The 18,870-nt window shown below is 40.4% G+C and carries 12 protein-coding genes and 1 tRNA gene; 1 reads left to right on the top strand and 12 read right to left on the bottom strand.

What is annotated here, in order from left to right; translation table 11 throughout:
• Positions 1-22: 22 nt before the first annotated feature.
• From CSV80_RS12860 to CSV80_RS12840, 5 genes are all read right to left on the bottom strand, one after another.
• Positions 23-1,372 carry a TrkH family potassium uptake protein gene (locus tag CSV80_RS12860; RefSeq protein ID WP_099671585.1) on the bottom strand — a complete coding sequence of 450 codons (1,350 nt, stop codon included), beginning with the start codon at positions 1,370-1,372 and terminating at the stop codon, positions 23-25.
• A gap of 164 nt (positions 1,373-1,536) precedes the next feature.
• A complete protein-coding gene (locus CSV80_RS12855; protein WP_099671607.1) occupies positions 1,537-2,301 on the bottom strand; it encodes a TerC family protein in 765 nt (254 codons plus the stop codon).
• Positions 2,302-2,737: 436 nt separating this feature from the next.
• Entirely contained in the window at positions 2,738-5,899 is a 3,162-nt protein-coding gene (locus CSV80_RS12850) for an efflux RND transporter permease subunit (RefSeq protein ID WP_099671586.1), read from the bottom strand.
• 191 nt (positions 5,900-6,090) lie between these two features.
• On the bottom strand, positions 6,091-7,668 hold the full coding sequence (locus tag CSV80_RS12845; RefSeq protein WP_029052449.1) for a peptide chain release factor 3: 1,578 nt from the start codon (positions 7,666-7,668) through the stop codon (positions 6,091-6,093).
• 114 nt (positions 7,669-7,782) lie between these two features.
• Positions 7,783-9,273 carry a UDP-N-acetylmuramoyl-L-alanyl-D-glutamate--2,6-diaminopimelate ligase gene (locus CSV80_RS12840; protein WP_099671587.1) on the bottom strand — a complete coding sequence of 497 codons (1,491 nt, stop codon included), beginning with the start codon at positions 9,271-9,273 and terminating at the stop codon, positions 7,783-7,785.
• 178 nt (positions 9,274-9,451) lie between these two features.
• On the opposite strand from CSV80_RS12840, the gene CSV80_RS12835 reads away from it, so the two are divergent.
• Positions 9,452-10,525 carry a two-component system sensor histidine kinase NtrB gene (locus tag CSV80_RS12835; protein ID WP_099671588.1) on the top strand — a complete coding sequence of 358 codons (1,074 nt, stop codon included), beginning with the start codon at positions 9,452-9,454 and terminating at the stop codon, positions 10,523-10,525.
• Here CSV80_RS12835 and CSV80_RS12830 read toward each other — a convergent pair.
• The 7 genes from CSV80_RS12830 to CSV80_RS12805 all read right to left on the bottom strand — a co-directional run bounded on the left by CSV80_RS12830 (position 10,502) and on the right by CSV80_RS12805 (position 18,681).
• Positions 10,502-11,890: an aldehyde dehydrogenase gene (locus tag CSV80_RS12830; protein WP_369802841.1), complete on the bottom strand. Its 1,389-nt coding sequence runs from the start codon at positions 11,888-11,890 to the stop codon at positions 10,502-10,504. The two genes, CSV80_RS12835 and CSV80_RS12830, sit on opposite strands and share 24 nt — an antisense overlap.
• Before the next feature lie 98 nt (positions 11,891-11,988).
• Entirely contained in the window at positions 11,989-14,091 is a 2,103-nt protein-coding gene (locus CSV80_RS12825) for a heavy metal translocating P-type ATPase (RefSeq protein WP_099671589.1), read from the bottom strand.
• A 190-nt stretch (positions 14,092-14,281) separates the two neighbouring features.
• Entirely contained in the window at positions 14,282-15,175 is an 894-nt protein-coding gene (locus tag CSV80_RS12820; protein ID WP_099671590.1) for an RluA family pseudouridine synthase, read from the bottom strand.
• Positions 15,176-15,388: 213 nt separating this feature from the next.
• A tRNA-Val gene (locus CSV80_RS12815) sits at positions 15,389-15,461 on the bottom strand.
• Between the two features lie 185 nt (positions 15,462-15,646).
• Positions 15,647-15,796: a hypothetical protein gene (locus CSV80_RS17670; protein WP_169535185.1), complete on the bottom strand. Its 150-nt coding sequence runs from the start codon at positions 15,794-15,796 to the stop codon at positions 15,647-15,649.
• A 385-nt stretch (positions 15,797-16,181) separates the two neighbouring features.
• The gene (locus CSV80_RS12810) at positions 16,182-18,218 is read right to left on the bottom strand and encodes a TRAP transporter permease (RefSeq protein ID WP_099671591.1); all 2,037 of its coding nucleotides are present in this window, start codon (positions 18,216-18,218) and stop codon (positions 16,182-16,184) included.
• Positions 18,208-18,681: a DUF1850 domain-containing protein gene (locus CSV80_RS12805; protein ID WP_158231987.1), complete on the bottom strand. Its 474-nt coding sequence runs from the start codon at positions 18,679-18,681 to the stop codon at positions 18,208-18,210. Before CSV80_RS12805 ends, CSV80_RS12810 begins: the two co-directional genes overlap by 11 nt.
• Between the last annotated feature and the right edge of the window lie 189 nt (positions 18,682-18,870).

Genomic DNA, 18,870 nt, shown 5'->3' with positions numbered 1-18,870 from the left:
TTGCTGCGGTTTTTATTTTAAATTAACCAATAATAACACGCTCTTTTGGATAATGATACGGTGTTTTATTCGATTTGCCACCGATCGTATAAATAAACGATATCAACCCTACTCGTCCGATGAACATTAGTACCATAATAATCAACTTACCGAACACCGATAAATCGCTTGTAATACCGAGTGACATACCACACGTTCCGAAGGCTGATGTGATTTCAAATAGCAATGGAATAACAGGTATACCAGGCTCGGTAAGTAACAGTAACAGTAACGCCGCCAACACCATAAAACACGCAACGAGAATAACTGCATACGAACGGAATACGTCGATCAACTTAATTTGGCGTTTAAAAATGTGTATGACGTCATTTCCTCTTGCAAAGTTAATGAGAAATAATAACGCAATGGCAAATGTCGTCGTACGGATCCCCCCGCCTACCGAACTTGGCGAAGCACCAATGAACATAAGCGCACTAACAAAGATATCTGTCGCTTCACTAAATTGCGTCACGTCATACGTCACAAGACCTGCAGAGCGTGCAGAAACTGAATGGAATAATGCCGTAAAAAATTGCTGATGCCAGCTCATTCCTTTAAATGAATTGAATGATTCTAACAACCAAATAGTTAATGTACCTACAAGTAGCAGAACACCAAATGTCGCCGTCGTAATCTTAGTAAAAAGCGAAAAGCGAAAATGCGGTACTTTTTTTGAAAAGAAGCTCTTCACTTCAATTAGTACTGGAAATCCAATAGCACCTAAAATAATTAATATCATCAACATAAGTTGCACGAAATAATCATCATGATAAGGCATCATCGATGAACCGGTAATGTCAAAACCCGCATTCGTAGTGGCAGACACCGCCATGAACATACCGTTCAACAACGCTTCACTAAATGAATTATAAAAACGATAAATATATAATGTTAAAATACCGCCACCAATAATCTCAATGGCAACGATCAGTTGAATGATTTGACGAATTAATTGAACGACACCTTGTAATGTGTACTGATTCGTGTCAATCATTATCAGTTGCCGCTCTCTCATGCCGATTTTCTTCTTTACAAGTAGCCAGAAAAAAGTACCTAATGACATGATGCCGATACCACCGAGCTGAAGCACGAGCATAATCATGCAAAGGCCGAATACAGAGTACGTTTCCCCGATACTAATAGGTGACAATCCCGTTACGCTCACAGCGCTCACAGCGGTAAACAAACTATCTATAAAGGCCACTTTCACACCCGGTTTATATACACCCGGCAAATTCAACAAGAGAAAAGAGGATGCAATTGCTAAAAAGTAGTAGAAGGCGATAATCTGTGCTGGAGTAAACTTATGAAAAACTTCCCTGGAAAGCCTCATCTTTTTCAAATTCCTTTCATAACGGAAACTTCATTTTCCTACTTTATCAAATCCCATGATGAAAAGATAGCTATACATAGAACTTTACACTCTTTACACTAATCTAAACTATAGAAGCAAAAAAAGCAGTCTCTCCTTCTTACTAAGAAGAGACTGTTTTCGTATTATCTGTTAGCTTTCACTTTAGATTTTGCAACGGCCAGTAGATATCCACCTATTGCCAAGATTAATAACACAACCCAGAATGTCGTTTTCCACATTGTAGAGTGCGGGAATGTTTCTGGAATGATTAGCAGTGCAGGATGTGCAAGAGTTAACACAGCTAGCTTTACACCTACCCATCCTACAATTAAGAATGCTGCCGTTTCCAATGTTGGATACTTTTCAAGCATAACAACAAATTGTTTCGCTGCAAAACGGATCATGACTAAACCAATTATACCACCTAACAACATGACAAAGAACTGCCCACCGTTAATGCCACCGACTTGGAAGTTACCTAACTCAGGCAACGTTACCGCAAGCGCAACAGCTGCAAGCATGGAGTCCAATGCGAACGCAATATCTGCAAGTTCCACTTTCAACACGGTCATCCAGAAACCTGATTGTTTTTTAGGCTTTTTATTTGGATGCCCTTCCGGCTTATGGGTAATTTTATCGTATATATTCTTACCGGATATAAACAATAAATAAATGGCACCGATGGCTTGTATCTCCCAGAACTTCACTAAAAACGTAATCATAAATAGTGCAGTAAATCTGAAGACGAATGCCCCTAGTAAACCATAAAATAGTGCTTTCTTTTGTTGGAGTTTCGGTAAGTGTTTTACCATTACTGCCATCACTACTGCGTTGTCTGTTGCTAATAGGCCCTCAAGTACGATTAATACTAAGAGTACCCATGCATATTCTAATAAAATCGGATCCAACATAATTCCTCCTTGTTTTTCACAAAATAAAAAGACCCTCACCTAATAATTAGGCAAAGGTCTCGCTAAGTCGGAATTTCACGTTCAAAATCCAGCTATCATAACCGATGACCGTTGAGGCAGTCACGTATTGACGATTATGAAATAGGTTTCCCTATAGCTACTCCCCTTTGACATTGCGTCAAAAGTTATTAAGATATCGGATACTTTTAAAGTATTATAACATGATAACTTTGATTTGCAAATGATTTAGGTGATGCCTATAAAGCTATTAAATTAAAAGTGCAGATAGTTGACGATGTAAAAACAAGCGCATTGTTAAGCGACTCCCTATCGTGTACTTTACTAGTACTACTATACTATTCTTTTGCACAAATTATTCAACATCATTTTAAAAAGCCGGCAAATGGAAAATTCCATCTGCCGGCAGTATGAATTACTTGGATTCTCTTACAGTTACGGTTTCCGTTACTGTCACGGTGACAGTTTCAGTTACCGTGACGGGTTGTTGTCCCGTTATCGGCTGTGCTTTTTTTGGCGTATTCATGCCTTTGCGTGTTTCCCGATCCAACAAACTGTATATGATCGGAACAATATACAACGTCAAGAATGTAGAACTGATCAATCCACCAATTACTGCAATCCCCATCGGCTGGTTTAACTCAGAACCTTCACCGAGTCCTAGCGCTAACGGTAGTAAGCCCAAAATAGTTGTGAGAGCTGTCATTAAGATGGGGCGGACACGGTCGCGTACAGATGATAGAATCGCATCGTACGAGCTGAGTCCTGCTTCTTTACGTTGATTAATATAATCAACCAATACAATCCCGTTGTTCACGACAATTCCCACTAATATGAGGAGACCAATGACTGCCGTTACACTGACTGGTGTATTCGTAAAGAATAACGCAAGTGAAACACCGATTAGCATGAGTGGTACAGAGAACATGATAACGAATGGATATTTGAATGATTCGAACTGTGCAGCCATTACGATATATACTAATACCACTGCCAGTACAATCGCCAATAGCATATCGTTAATCGCACTTTCAAATAGTTCGCGATCTCCGCCGTATGATAGTTCTACTTCACTTGGTAGGTCCAGATCCTCTACAATATCATTTACCTTTTTCGTCATATCACCTAATGATTCACCAGATAGATATTTCACTGTAAATGCAATCGAATGTGCTTGGTCCACACGCACAATTGCTGCAGGACCTTCTGCGATTTCCACATCCGCTATATCCTTCAACTTAACAAATGTATCCAGCGGTGTTTTTAATTCCAATTCTTTTAATTTATCTATACTATTGCGGAAACGCTCATCGTACCCTACGTTCACTCCGACTACTTCGCCTGTTTTCTCAAAGACGATTTGTGAAGCAAAGACCCCTCGCGTAACGTCACTAACTGTTTGTGCTATTTGATAGGGAGCCAATCCGACATCTGAAGCTTTTTCCCGATCTACTTCAATTTTTATTTCCTCTACAGTATCTACTAAATCATTCTCAACATCAGTCACGGAATCCATCTCGCGTAACTTCTTATCTAGCTTTGATACAGCTTTTCCTAAACGTTCTTCATTTGTGTCATTTAGGGAGAATGTTAATGTGTTCGGACTCGAACCGGCAGCGGTCTGCAAGTTGAAACTGATTTCTGCGTCATCCCCAACTTCGTCCTCTACAATTGGCTGTACTTTGTCTACAAATTCAAAGACAGAGCGGTCGCGATCGTCGAGTGGTATAAGTTTCACATACACTTCTGCCATATTACTCTCTGATCCGCCTTGCGCCATACTTTGCTGCGTTCCACCGACTAAACTGACGTACACTTCCACGTCGTCTTGCTTTTTCATTTCTTCTTCAATTCGTTCAACTACGTCATCTGTCGCATCAAGTGAAGCACCATTTGGTAGCTTAACATTAATACTGAAAGCTCCTTCATCCGTAGCAGGCAGGAATTCCGTTCCTACTTTTAGAATGCCGAATACGCTTCCTGCAAGTAAAGCAGTTGTTAATAGTAACACGAGTAAACGATGCCCTAATGCCCACTTGATGGACTTTTCGAATCTCTGATTTTTCTTTACACGATTCTTTTTCTCAAGTGTTTCTTCAGTAGGCGTCTGCAACAAACGACTTGCCAGCATTGGCACGACAGTCAATGCAACGACTAACGATGCAAATAAACTGAATGAAATCGTTAACGCGAACTCTGTGAAGATTTGACCAATAATACCCGTGATGAAGATTACTGGTACAAATACAGCTAGAGTAGTTAACGTAGACGCAGTTATAGCTCCGCCCACTTCCTTCGATCCATCTTTTGCTGCTTCAGTTGGCGTTTTCCCCATGGCTAAATGTCGCTCAATATTCTCGATAACGACAATCGCATTATCGACTAACATACCAATACCTAGTGCAAGTGCACCGAGTGTCATGATATTTAATGAGAAGTCTGCGAAATACATAAGAACAAATGTCACAATAACCGAATACGGAATCGCTACTCCAATGATGATTGGACTTTTAATTCCACGTAAGAAGACAAATAATACGAGCATCGCGAACAAGCCACCGAGAATTAATGATTGACCGATATTGCCGATAGCCAGCTGTACATAATCCCCTTGGTCAAAAATAACATCCGATTCAACATCCTTGTATGCATCTTTCTCCAATAACTTATCCAATGACTTTTTAAACTCTTTAGAGACAGTTGCAGTATTTGCTCCTGACTCTTGAAGTACGGACAATAATACGGCCTGCTCATCATTGGCTCGTGTTTCTGTTTGTAGTTTCGGCTCCAACAATGCTACATCCGCCACGTCAGAGACTTTGATTTTGTCACCTGTCTGCGGATTGGCACCTATTTGAATACTTCGTACATCTGAGATATTTTGAACTGTACTTAAGATTCTTGTAGTTAACTTTCTTCCATCACTCGTGTCAATCGGATCACCTGGCATAGATACATTACTAGCTTGGATTGCCTGGACGACATCTGATTGCGCTAAACCAAATTCTTTTAATTTATCAGGATCTAAAATAACCTGGACGTCTTCAATGATTTTACCTGACACGTTCACACTAGCTACACCGTCAATACGGCGTAATTCTTTCTCCAACTCTTCTGCAATCTTCCGTATATTTGTATCTTCATCGACGGAGCGTAAAGATAGTTGGATGACCGGGAATTGAGATGGATCAAACTTCATGAAACGTGGTTTATTAGCACCATCGGGCACTTCTACTTGATCAATCCGTTGGAGGATATCCATTTGGACATCGTCAATCGAAGAATCCCAATCAAACTGTAGGAATACTAAGTTAGCTCCTTCTTGAGAAGAAGACTGCATCGACTTTAAGCCAGGAGCTGTCGATAAACTTTCTTCCAACGGCTTGGTGATTTTCTCGCTCACTTCTGTTGGTGAAGCACCCGGATAATTCGTGACAACTACCGCTACAGGTGGATTTAAGTCTGGAATCAGTGTAACGGGAATTTTAAAGAAGGATACTGCACCTAAAATAATGACGAGAAACATAGTGACTAACGTAAAAACAGGTCGTTTGACCGAAAAGCTACTAATCTTCATTTATCTATTCCTCTCTTTTCTCAGCACTCCAACTAGGGAAGACTTTTCATCTTTCCACCATACCACCTGAATAGAGTATTTTCACCATGATTTGCTCGAATAATAATGAATCAGCACAGAGTTCATTCACATTTTGAACAAATAACCCGGACGGATTACCATTAATCCGACCGGGCCGTATGTTATATGATTTATAATTGATTATACAACTTGATATCCGGGAATTTATCCTGGAACCAGCGCATCGCAAAATTATTTTCAAACAAGAAAACTTTGCGCTCGTATCGATCTTTTACGAGTAATGCACGTTGTCCTGCCATAGACTCTTTTACATCCTCTTCGTTTTCAATCCAACGTGCTACTTTCGACCCCATTGTTTCCATCTGGACTTCTACATGGTATTCCGCTCTCATACGGTGTTCGAAAACTTCGAATTGAAGTTGACCCACTGCACCGAGAATGACTTCTTCCGTATGCAATGTTTTGTAATATTGAATAGCACCTTCTTGCACAAGCTGTAAGATCCCTTTGTGGAACTGTTTAGATTTCATTACGTTTTTGGCATTTACTCTAACGAATAACTCTGGAGTAAATTGTGGAAGTGCTTCAAATTGGAAGTTTGCCTTACCACTGATGACCGTATCACCAATTTGATAGTTACCCGTGTCATATAACCCAATGATATCGCCAGCTACTGCCTGATTGACAGTTTCACGATCATCTGCCAGGAATTGTGTAGTTTGAGTTAACTTAAAGTTCTTCGAAAGCCGTGGAACCGTTACAGTCATGCCACGTTCGAACTCACCTGAGACAATTCGGACAAATGCAATACGATCACGATGTGCAGGATTCATGTTAGCCTGAATTTTGAAAATGAAGCCTGAAAAAACGTCAGACTCTGGATCTACATATTCTGCATCTTTCGTTAACCTAGGTTGGGGTTCAGGTGCGAACTGTAAAAACGTTTCTAGAAATGTCTGAACGCCAAAATTAGTTAGTGCACTACCGAAGAATACAGGTGTTAACTCACCTTTTGCGATACGATCTTCATCGAAGTCGTTTCCAGCTTCATTCAATAGCATGACATCTTCTAGCGCTTGCTTATAATAAGAAGTCTCTTTCATGGAGTGTTCTACTGCAAGCTCTCCCTCACCGTCGATTGGAAGAAAACGATCCTCATCTGCATTCGGACGCGCTAACTCTATACGCTTATTGAAACGATCATAAATACCTAGGAATTCTTTTCCCATACCGATCGGCCAATTCATTGCGTACGATTGGATTTCTAACACTTCTTCTAATTCTTCCATTAGCTCCAATGGTTCTTTACCTTGTCGGTCCATTTTATTGATGAATGTAAAGATCGGAATTCCTCGCATTTTACATACTTTGAACAATTTAATCGTCTGTGGCTCGATTCCTTTTGCTGAATCAACCATCATGACGGCAGCATCCACCGCCATTAATGTTCTATACGTATCTTCACTGAAGTCTTCGTGTCCTGGTGTATCCAAAATATTGACACGTTTGCCTGCATAGTCAAATTGTAAAACGGAGGAAGTTACCGATATTCCACGTTGTTTTTCAATTTCCATCCAGTCAGACGTAGCGAATTTCCCTGATTTCTTTCCTTTAACTGTTCCAGCATCGCGAATCGCTCCGCCAAAATATAGTAACTTTTCAGTAATTGTCGTTTTACCGGCATCCGGGTGAGAAATAATCGCAAATGTTCGTCGCGATGTAATTTCATCATGTTTATTCTTTTGCATCAATCGTACTCTCCTTTTGCTTACGTTTTCTATCATAGAGAGAATAGGGATGCATTTCAATGATTTTCATTGAATTGACTAAAAAACTATAGACTCTCAAATTCAAACTACACTTCATTTATTGATCGTTGTATCGCCAAACTTTTTAGTTGCTTCCTCAAGTGCAATGTTTGCATCTGAATGCGCATATTTCGTATTGCCGATAATTTGAAAATCTTCATGGCCTTTTCCGGCAAATATAATGATATCTCCTGCATTCGCTTGCTCAATAGTATGACGGACAGCTTCTTCTCTATCTCCTATACATGCATACTGATTATGCGGCATCGTGGCACTAAGTTCCGATATGATCGACTCATACGGCTCATCCCGTGGGTCATCTGTCGTAAAGACGACATAATCTGCTTCTGCTGCTTTTTCTCCCATGATTGGACGCTTCAGACGATCACGATTGCCACCCGTTCCTATTAGGAATAGTAGGCGGTTGCCTTCCTTTTTTAAAGGTTGTACTGTAGCAATGGCTTTTTCAATTGCATCCGGTGAATGTGCATAATCAATGAAAATCGTCAGTGGTAATGATGTTTCCACTTTTTCAAGACGACCTTTCACTGTCGATACATTCGCTATCAGCGGTAAAATATCTTCTGTCGCCATTCCTTTGGCATATAAGGCTGCAATTGCTGCCAATGAATTATAGACGTTAAACTCACCGATCAACGGCATCGTGACGGTGAATGTTCCATCCGGTGCCTGCAATTGAAATCTCGTGTAGTTCGACTGCATTTCGATCGCTGTTGCTTGGAATGAAGACTTCACATGGATTCCGTATGTAAATATGGGGAACGAAGTCATTTCGATCATTTTACTGCTCCACGGATCATCCGCATTAATGATCGCAAACTTATTCTGATCAAGCTGCTGACCCAATTGTGCAAACAATAAGCCTTTCGCTGTACTGTAGTTCTCCATTGTTTTATGGTAATCCAAATGATCATGCGTTAAGTTAGTGAAAATCGCAATATCAAATTCTGTTCCTGCCAGTCGGCCTTCAACTAAACCGTGTGAAGAAACTTCCATGATCATCGATTCGCAGCCTTCATTTGCAGCTTGCGCAATCATTTGCTGGGTAGTCAAAACATCAGTCGTTGTATTTTCCGTTTCATACAGAATATCATTTAATTTAAAACCAATCGTGCCTGAAACAGCTGCCTTTTCTTCAGTCTGGCGTAGCATGTCATGAATGATATTGCCGACACTCGTTTTTCCATTCGTTCCGGTTACACCGATCATTTTCATACGCTTTGAAGGATACTGATAGTACTTAGACGCCAGTAACTCTATCGCTTTTGAAGTGTTTTCAACATAGACCACCGCTGTGCGCTCTTCATCTATCATGATCGGCTCTGATGCGATTATGACACGTGCACCACTCAACAATGCATTCTTGACAAATTGATGGCCGTTCACTGTATAACCTTTTAGGCAGACAAATACTCCACCATCTTGAACGGCTCGTGAATCTACTGCCACGTCTGTCACATGTTCTGGCAATGTTCCTTTTATAGTCTTTACAGGTAGTACAGATAATAATTCTTTCGTATTCATGTGATTTCCTCCAATAGGTTGGTGAATAACTCTACTCATTATAACAAAAAAAGTCTTTCTTTAAAAAAGACTCTTAATTCCTTTAAATGATGTATTATATAATGAATCATTTACCCATATCATACGCGTCTTTTCTTATCACATCCACCCTGGATTATAGAATGGAGTATCTATCAAAATGTCAAAAGAATTTATTCCTACAGTACGTTACTTGAATTATCTTGACTTGTTTTTCGAGCAGTCACAGGATGCGATCTCCGTATTTGATTTGGATGACAATATAATTACTTGTAACCCTGCATTCGAACAGTTATATGGTTGGACTTTGGAGGAGTGCTCAGAGAAATCCATTTCGTTTTATCCTGAAACTGAATACGAAAAAGTACATGCACGTTGTGAGTTATTGTATAAAGGTCAATCGTTAGCTAATGAAAGAGTCACTGAGATGCGTAAAGATGGCACACTGTTTCAAGCAGAAATTAGCATGACACCCATTTTTAACGAGCTCAATGAAGTGGTCGCTATTTCTCATATTGCACGAGACATCACTAGTCGCTTGCAAATGGAGCAGAAGACACTTGAGTTTGAACGTCTGCAAACGATGAGTATGATTGCAGCGAAAGTAGCGCACGAAGTACGAAATCCTATGACCGCAATCACGGGGTTTATTCAGTTAATGAATCAAGACTCCGCGAATCCTTACTCGTATTTCACAGAAATTATGGGGAACGAAATTAGCCGTGTCAACCAAATCGTTACGGATTTCCTAGCATTAGCAAAACCAACTTTACATGATACTGCGCCAGTTTCTATTCTAGAAGTCATCGAAGAAATGCTCATTGAATTTGAAGAGCAATTTGATGAACGTGCGATTTCATGTCAACTGAATGCTGAGGAATTAGAACTTTTCATTCAAGGCGACAAGTCCTCACTGCATCAAGCGTTTTACAATATCTTGTCAAATTGTTGCGATGCAATTGAGCACACTGGAAACATTATAATTTCACTGACAAACCAGGAAGAAACTCTCCACATTTGCATTGAGGATGACGGTTGTGGAATGGATCAGTTGACCTTAGCATCCATTGATCAGCCTTTCTTTTCTACAAAAGAAAATGGCACAGGTCTCGGTATGTTCATTACTAAAAATATTATTGTGGACCACAAAGGCACTTTGCTGGTCGAAAGCCAGCAAAGCGCGTGGACAAAAGTTTGGATTTCGCTACCGTTAGCGAATGAAACGCTTCACTAATGGAAGTTTTCCTTTGTATGGAGGAAATGCAATAGGTACCGAGACTGCCGTACTCTTTTTCATCATCGATTTCGAATGAGTGAATGTTTCAAAACTTGCTTTTCCATGGTATTGATTCATTCCAGAAGGTCCTACCCCGCCAAACGGTAGATGAATATTCGCGACATGTGATATCGTGTCATTTATGCAACCGCCACCAAATGGCAATACTTCGATGAAATGATTAGCTGCCTCATCATTCTCAGTGAAAAAGTATGCAGCTAGTGGCTTAGGTAACGTACTAATTTGCTGAATTGCGACGCCTAAATTATCATACGGCAGGACAGGTAAGATCGGACCAAATAACTCATCTTGCATACTAGCGCTATTCCAGTCTGATAGCGCTAAAATCGTCGGCTCGATATATTTATCCGCGGCATCTGTCTTGCCCCCTTCTACGATATATGCTTGATCTTGATCTAGTATGTTCGCTAATCGATCGAAATGACGATCCGCGATGATGCGTCCGTAGTCAGCACTCTTCTGTGCGTCACCCCCGTAAAAACGTTGGATAGCGCTCTTCATTTCATGGATTAATTCATCGTAAATTGAAGCGTCAGCCAATACATAGTCAGGTGCTATACACGTTTGGCCTGCATTCATGTACTTACCCCAAACAATTTTCTCCGCTGCCTTTTTGATATCAGCAGTATGATCGACAACGGCTGGACTCTTTCCGCCTAACTCCAACGTCAATGGAGTCAATCTCTCCGCACAAGCTTTCATGACAATTTTCCCTACTTTTGCACTTCCAGTAAAGAATACATAATCAAATGGTGCGTCAAGTAACAGTTTCGTTTCCTCTTTTTCACCATGCACCACGGATACATACTCCGGTGGAAATACACTTGAAATGATTTTATCTACGACGCTAGCCGTATGCAATGCATCTTCTGAAGGTTTCAACACCGTACAGTTCCCTGTTGCTATCGAACCGACTAGCGGATCAAATACTAGTTGGAACGGATAGTTGAACGGTCCAATGATCAATACAGTGCCATATGGTTCCTTCACGATAAAGCTCGTTGCCGGTTGTAAATGGAGCGGTGTCTTCACTTTTTCAGGTGCTGCCCATTCATCCAAGTGGTCTATCATATGGGTAATGCTGGATAAGACGAAACCTATTTCTGCTACATACGCTTCAAAGGGATGTTTGTGTAGGTCTTTATGCAATGCATCTAAAATTTTTTTTTCATGCTTTTGAATTGCTTTATACAGTTTTTCCAACATCATTTTTCGGAATGAAATACTGCGCGTCACTCCTGATGTATAATATTGTTTCTGTTTGTTCATAATCACTTCAAGTTCTAGACGGGTCATTGCCAAACTATCCACACTCCTCATGATTGTTCTTATGATCAGTCTACCATTTTCTTCAACAGAAAAAACTCCAGACGATTTATTCGACTGAAGTTTCTCCTACATTATATTTTATTTTTCATGAGCCGCAATGAATTTAATACTACAATGACGGTAGCACCCATATCCGCCATGACGGCCATCCATAATGTTAGCCAGCCTGGAATAATGAGTAATAGCGCAATGACTTTTAATCCAAGTGAGATCGAAATATTTTGAAGAATGATTTGTTTAGTGCGTGAGCTTAATTTAATAGTATATGGAAGTTTCTCCAAATCATCTGCCATCAATGCAATATCTGCTGTTTCAAGTGCAGTATCTGTTCCTGCACCGCCCATCGCAATACCGATATTTGCTGTAGCTAATGCCGGTGCGTCGTTCACTCCGTCACCCACCATTGCCACTTTACCGTATTGAGTCAACGATTTAATCATTTCGACTTTTTGATCAGGTAGTAATTCTGCTTTGACTTCCGATAAGCCAAGTTGCTCTCCGATTGCTAGAGCGGTTGATTGATTATCACCCGTCAGCATGACGGTCTTTTTACCCATCTCACGAAGCTTCTCGATAACCTTCAAGCTACTTTTACGGACTTGATCAGCTACTGCTATAATTCCTTCTAGACCTGCTTCAGACCAGACGAGCATAACGGTTTTACCTTGCTTCTGCAACGCGAGAATCTGCTGTTCAATTGATTGTTCCACTGTGTTCATTTCTCTGAATAAATTTGGACTTCCTACATACACTAGATGCTCTCCAATCACAGCTTTTGCACCTTTGCCTGTAATGGATTGGAATTGATTGACTGCCAGTAATTCAAGCGATAATTTCTCTGCCGCCCGCATAATGGAAGAGGCTAATGGATGTTGGGAGAACTTCTCGATTGACGCTGCCTGTTGCAATACTTGATCTTCAGTTAATGACGAAACCGTCAAGACATCTGTTACTTCTGGACGCCCTTCAGTCAACGTTCCTGTTTTATCGAACGCCACGACTTTGATCTGTCCCGTTTCTTCTAAATGAATGCCACCTTTGATCAACACTCCATTACGTGCAGCGTTACCGATCGCTGTAACGATCGCAATAGGTGTTGAAATGACTAACGCACAAGGACAGCCAACTACTAACACGACAAGACCTTTATAGAACCATTCGCCCCATACTCCCCCCATGAAAAGTGGCGGAATAATCATGATCAGTAACGAAGTAACTAAAATAGCTGGTGTATAGTATCTCGCAAAGCGATCAATAAATTGTTGTGTCGGTGCTTTTTCTGCCTGTGCTTCTTCGACTAAGTGAATGATTTTGGCAATTGTAGTATCTTCAGCAAGCTTTGTTACACGGACTTGCATTGCACCTTCTTCATTCAATGTACCTGCAAATACTTCGTCTCCAAGTGCTTTATGAACAGGCACAGACTCACCTGTAATTGCGGCCTGGTTCACGGATGAGTCACCTTGAATGACTTCACCATCCATTGCAATTTTTTGTCCCGGTTTAATTAAAATGACATCATTGATACGTAAATCTTCCACATCTACTTCATATTCATTAGTACCACGAAGTACCGTCGCAGTCGTGGGAGCAATTTCAATTAATGATGTAATAGAATTTCTAGCTTTATCGATTGAGTAACTTTCTAATGCTTCACTGACAGAGAAGAGGAAGACGACCACTGCACCTTCTGCCCAGTCACCAATGAGCGCGGCACCGATGACTGCGATTGTCATCAATGTAGACATATCAAATTCAAGTTTGGAAAGATTCGTTAATCCTTCTTTCATCAAACTGAATCCGCCGATTATAATAGCAGAGAGAAACAGAGCAATCGACAGCCAGTTATGATCACCATTTGCGGTAGATACGGCATACCCTGCTAGTAGTAAAACTAACGAAGCTATAGTCGTTTGATTTTCACGTTTTTTCCAAAACGGCGTATGCTGTTTAATAATCCGCTGTTTTTCAGGAAATACTTTAATGCCGTCAAATGCACCTGCTTCTTCTAATTGCAAAATAGAGGCATCTCCCGCAACTGTTAACTTGGATGCTCCAAAGTTCAGCTGCACATCTTCCACAGAATCAATCTGGCGGATGTTCTTCTCGAATTTCGCAGCACAACTTGTGCATGATAAATTCTGCAGGCGATAGACATTTTTCTCAGAAGTCATGTAACCAGTCCTCTCAACATTTCGTTCATTATAACGTCTTCATCATTCAACTGTCCATTTGATTGATTAGCTTTAGTATATGCAATTCCATATATTTTGTCAATTTATTCATTCAAATATTCATTTGAATGAATTGACGTTAAAAAGCAGTTCCTTAGGAATACCAAGGAACTGCAAATTGCACGGTTTATTATTTAGAGCGCGTAATGAAAACCTGGGGCACTTCTGCTTCAAATCGTACTACCTCTCCTGTACGTGGATGTAAAAAAGACAATGCTGTAGCATGAAGTCCCACCCTGCGCAATGGGTTACCTGTAGCGCCATACTTTTTGTCACCTATAACGGGATGCCCCAATTCTTCCATATGCACACGAATTTGATTTTTTCGTCCCGTTTCCAAAAGAACTTCCAACAATGAACAATCTTTGTTTGCTTGTACTCTTCTATAATGTGTAATGGCATGCTGACCACCATTATCAGTTGGGTTTGAATAAACTCTGAACGCACTATTTTCCGTTAACCAAGAAGAAATAGTTCCTGATTCTGTTCGTACTTTTCCTTCGACAAGTGCAGTATACAAACGTTCCTTTACGGATTCATTCCATGTACTTTGCAAAGCTTGCTGCGTCTCTTCATTTTTGGCAAACATCATCACGCCTGATGTATCTCGATCAAGACGGTGCACGACAAAGATTCGATTTTCAGGGTGGCTTCTCTTAACATACTTCGTAATTTCTCTATAAGCTGTCTGATCTTTTTCTTTTTCCGAAGCTACGGAAAGAACGCCTGCATCTTTATTGATCACGATGAGATCGTCGTCTTCATGAAGTATAGATACACCGACTAATTTCGAGACATTTATAGCCGCTTTGTTACTTTGTATTTCAACCTTTTGCCCAGGAGCTAATGGCTGATTATGTTTTGTTGTCATTTGACCATCCACCATAACTTGGCCACGTGTAAGAATGGATTTCACCGAATTCCTACTGCTTTTTGACATGATCTTCAATAAATACGGTAATAGTTCGATTGGTTCTTCCACTGTATATTCTTTTACATTAGATGTTACTTGTTTTCTTTTCATCGTATATTAGCCCTCCTGCTTATCTAAATAGGTGCTCGCACTATAAGTATACACCGCATGACTGATCAGTGTAATTGAATATGATTTGACAGTAATGCAAACTTTATTTGAAATTTAGACATAAAAAAAACAGCCCCTAGACATTCGGTCTAATAGGACTGCTTATTGTTATAAACCGTGTTCCGACGGTAAATAACTTAGGTTTGGCACCTATGACTCCGACTGGGCTCGAACCAGCGACCTCCACCCTGTCAAGGTGGCGCTCTCCCAGCTGAGCTACGGAATCGATCATACTAGGATGTGCATTTTATAGTGAGCTAGTTAAGCTCTCAAGCACAAATACTATAATAGCATTATCTATCCTGGTTGTAAACAAGGAAATTAAAAATCGATAATTTTTCTATGCTACCCGAAAAATTACCGATTTTTATGGAAATTCGTTGCAATATTCAGGGACGCTTCTCCTTTCGTTTACTGCATTGGATTTACTTGTTCTTCTATGGGTTCATTCTCAAAATATAAAAACTCTTCATGATCCAGCTCACTCATACGTTCTTTGTTAAAGCCATGTGCTAAGTGCCCTTCAAACACGTTTTCCCACCATGTTTCTTGTGTATTCATAGTATTTTCTCTCCTTTTTTATTTGATTGGTTTCTGTACCGACCTATATATTTTATTCGTCATGACTGATTCGCTTATTTGTAGTATATACAGAACTCGCGTTGGTAAAACTGCGTAATTAGTCCAAAATAGTTTCACCAATTTCTAGTCCTTCGGCTTCTTGACATTTATTTTATCATGTGTTTTAGAAATCGCATTTCAGTGAAAATCCTTATATCTACTAGACTCGTCCTCTATTAGAAATTCACTTTAATCTAGTACTTTTTACGTTATCAGACTAGTGAATTGTCAGAAAAGTGAGGAGGCTTTTCAAAATATTTTTATTTCATCGAAACAAAAAGACTTATCAACTCAATTACGAGCTGATAAGTCTTTTAGGAGTTATTTAATTTGAAGCTAATTTAGGTGTATTGTTTTTCTTATTACCCATCCACTGGAAAGCGAACAAGATGATGAATAATACTAAACCGACGATATCCGTCATAGTTTCTGGATAGATCAACAACATACCTGTGCCTATCGTAATAATCCGCATAATCCAGTTCAATTTACTATACCAGAAGCCAATTATGCCTGCGCCGATGGCGACCATACCAACAATGGCGGTCAACGTCACCCATACAATCTCCGTTACACTCGAGTCGAGCATTAACATCGCCGGATTAAAGACGAACATATACGGAATGATGAAGGCGGCAATCGCCAGTTTTGCAGAAGTGACACCTGTCTTAATCGGATCTCCACCCGAAATACCAGAAGCTGCAAAGGCAGCCAATGCGACTGGCGGTGTGATATCGGCAATGATACCAAAGTAAAATACGAATAAGTGTGCAGATACTGCTACTACAATCGGCACAGCTGCACCTGTAGGCTCACCCAGCATCAATAATGTAATGATGGCGGGCGCTGCGATTGTAGACGTAATAACATAGTTAGCTGTCGTTGGAGAACCCATGCCTAAAATGATAGCCGCAAACATCGTGAAAATCAATGTAAGCAAGACGTTACCGCCAGCAGCTGAAATCAAGCCAGTTGCCAAGCTAAGCCCGAGACCTGTCTTGACAACAACCCCGACAATAATACCAGCACAAGCAGTCGCAGCAGCTACAGCCAATGCAGTACGAGCACCGTCTACTAACGCGTCAATCATATCTTTCAATCCAATTCTTGTTTCTTTGCTGATTGCACTCACAGCGATAGTCAGTACGATACCGAGTAATGCTGCTTTCATCGTTGGGATCCCTATCAACAAGAAGACAATAATACCTAAAATCGGTAGTAATAAATAAATCTTCTTCAGTGTTTCTTTACGATTCGGAATCTGTGATGCGTCCATTCCTTTCAAACCAACACGCTTTGCTTCGAAATGTGTCATAATCCAAATTCCAGTGAAATACAGCAACGCAGGGATAGCTGCCGCTTTGGCAATTTCCCAATACGTCACACCGCCGATGAATTCAACCATCAGGAATGCAGCGGCTCCCATAATCGGTGGCATAATCTGCCCACCTGTAGATGCTGCTGCCTCTACTCCACCAGCGAATTCTTTACGATAACCTAGCTTCTTCATCATTGGAATCGTGTATGAACCGGATCCAACAACGTTTGCTACGGAACTACCTGAAATGGTACCTTGCAACGCACTTGAGAATATTGCGACTTTTGCGGGTCCACCAGTCAAACGACCTGCTAATACTACTGCTAAGTCATTGAAGTAGTTACCAACACCAGTCTTCACTAAGAACGCTCCAAATAACAGGAAGACGAATATGAAGGTGGCAGATACACTAATCGGTGTACCGAGGATCCCGTCCGTTGTAAAGAACATTAATTGAACAAGATTGTCCACGCTTTGTCCTCTATGCGCAAGGAACCCTGGGAAATAAGGTCCAAAGAATGCATACGCCAGAAACACGACTGAGATGATTGTAATCGGTAATCCTACCGCACGTCTCGCTGCTTCTAATGTCAGTAGAACCGCTAAAATACCAATAATTAAATCGAGATCAGATACTCGTCCTACACGAAATACTAGCTCATCGATAAATAGCGGCCAGTATAAACCAACGGCTATAGCCAATAAAGAAAGAATAATATCGTAGAATGGTACTTTGTCACGGCGTACACCGATCTTTTTTCTAGCAGGGAACATGAGAAAAATAAGAGATAAAGCAAATCCTAAGTGAATAGATCGCTGGATTTGAGCTGTAAATGGTTTACCGATCGCCGTATACAACTGGAATATCGAGAATGCCAATAAGCCGAAAAATACAATCTTGCCTAATAAACCTTTCAAATTTCTCGTATTGGATTCCGGGTCGTACTTTTGAAGAATTTCGAGTTGCTCTTGTTCAGAAAGTGTACTCATTTCTTCATCGGAGATGGTGGGAATATCTTTTTCCCGGTCTTTATTATTTTCCATTTAATCTGACTCCTTTTAACAACTTATAATTTGATACCTTCGCCACATGAAATTCATAAGAATGACCCTTTTGAAGAAATTCTTTTAGATGATAATCTTGTTGCTCATATCGCAAAGACAGATCTGCATTCACCCTACCTATATAGAGAACAAACGAATCTATCACGCGGTTTTCGAATGTAAGCGTATAAACGCCATCTTCTATTTGCAATGCTTCGCCTTCTTCAGCATAACCTGGTAATCCGATGGCTACGTCTTCATACTGCATACATTCGAAACGGAGCTTTCCATTGTCGGTAATGCGATATTGCTCTTTCACATTGGACAAATGGATCGAGTGAATATACTGAACTTGGAAATTTCGATTCTCGTGTAATGGAAGATAATACGCTTTTGGCTGTTCGCTCCGAACCTCTTCAAGTATGATCATTTGTCTGTATGGATAAAACCATATGATCAGCATTACAATTGCTATCAGAAACGTCAGCAGAAGAATTATTCTTCGTGATTTCATCCGCTTAATCCTTTCTGTTACATTACATGCAATAGACATAATAATGTATGAATTCCGCTCATAACTTTTGAAAATTAAGAATGGGACGGACAAAGCTTTCGCTTTACCGTCCCTCGTGACCCTATCAGATAACTGACA

The organism is Sporosarcina sp. P12(2017) (genome assembly GCF_002743035.1).
GTDB classification, from domain to species: domain Bacteria; phylum Bacillota; class Bacilli; order Bacillales_A; family Planococcaceae; genus Sporosarcina; species Sporosarcina ureae.
The sequence above is the reverse complement of the archived record's forward strand: the minus strand, read 5'-3'. Positions and strand labels throughout refer to the sequence as shown.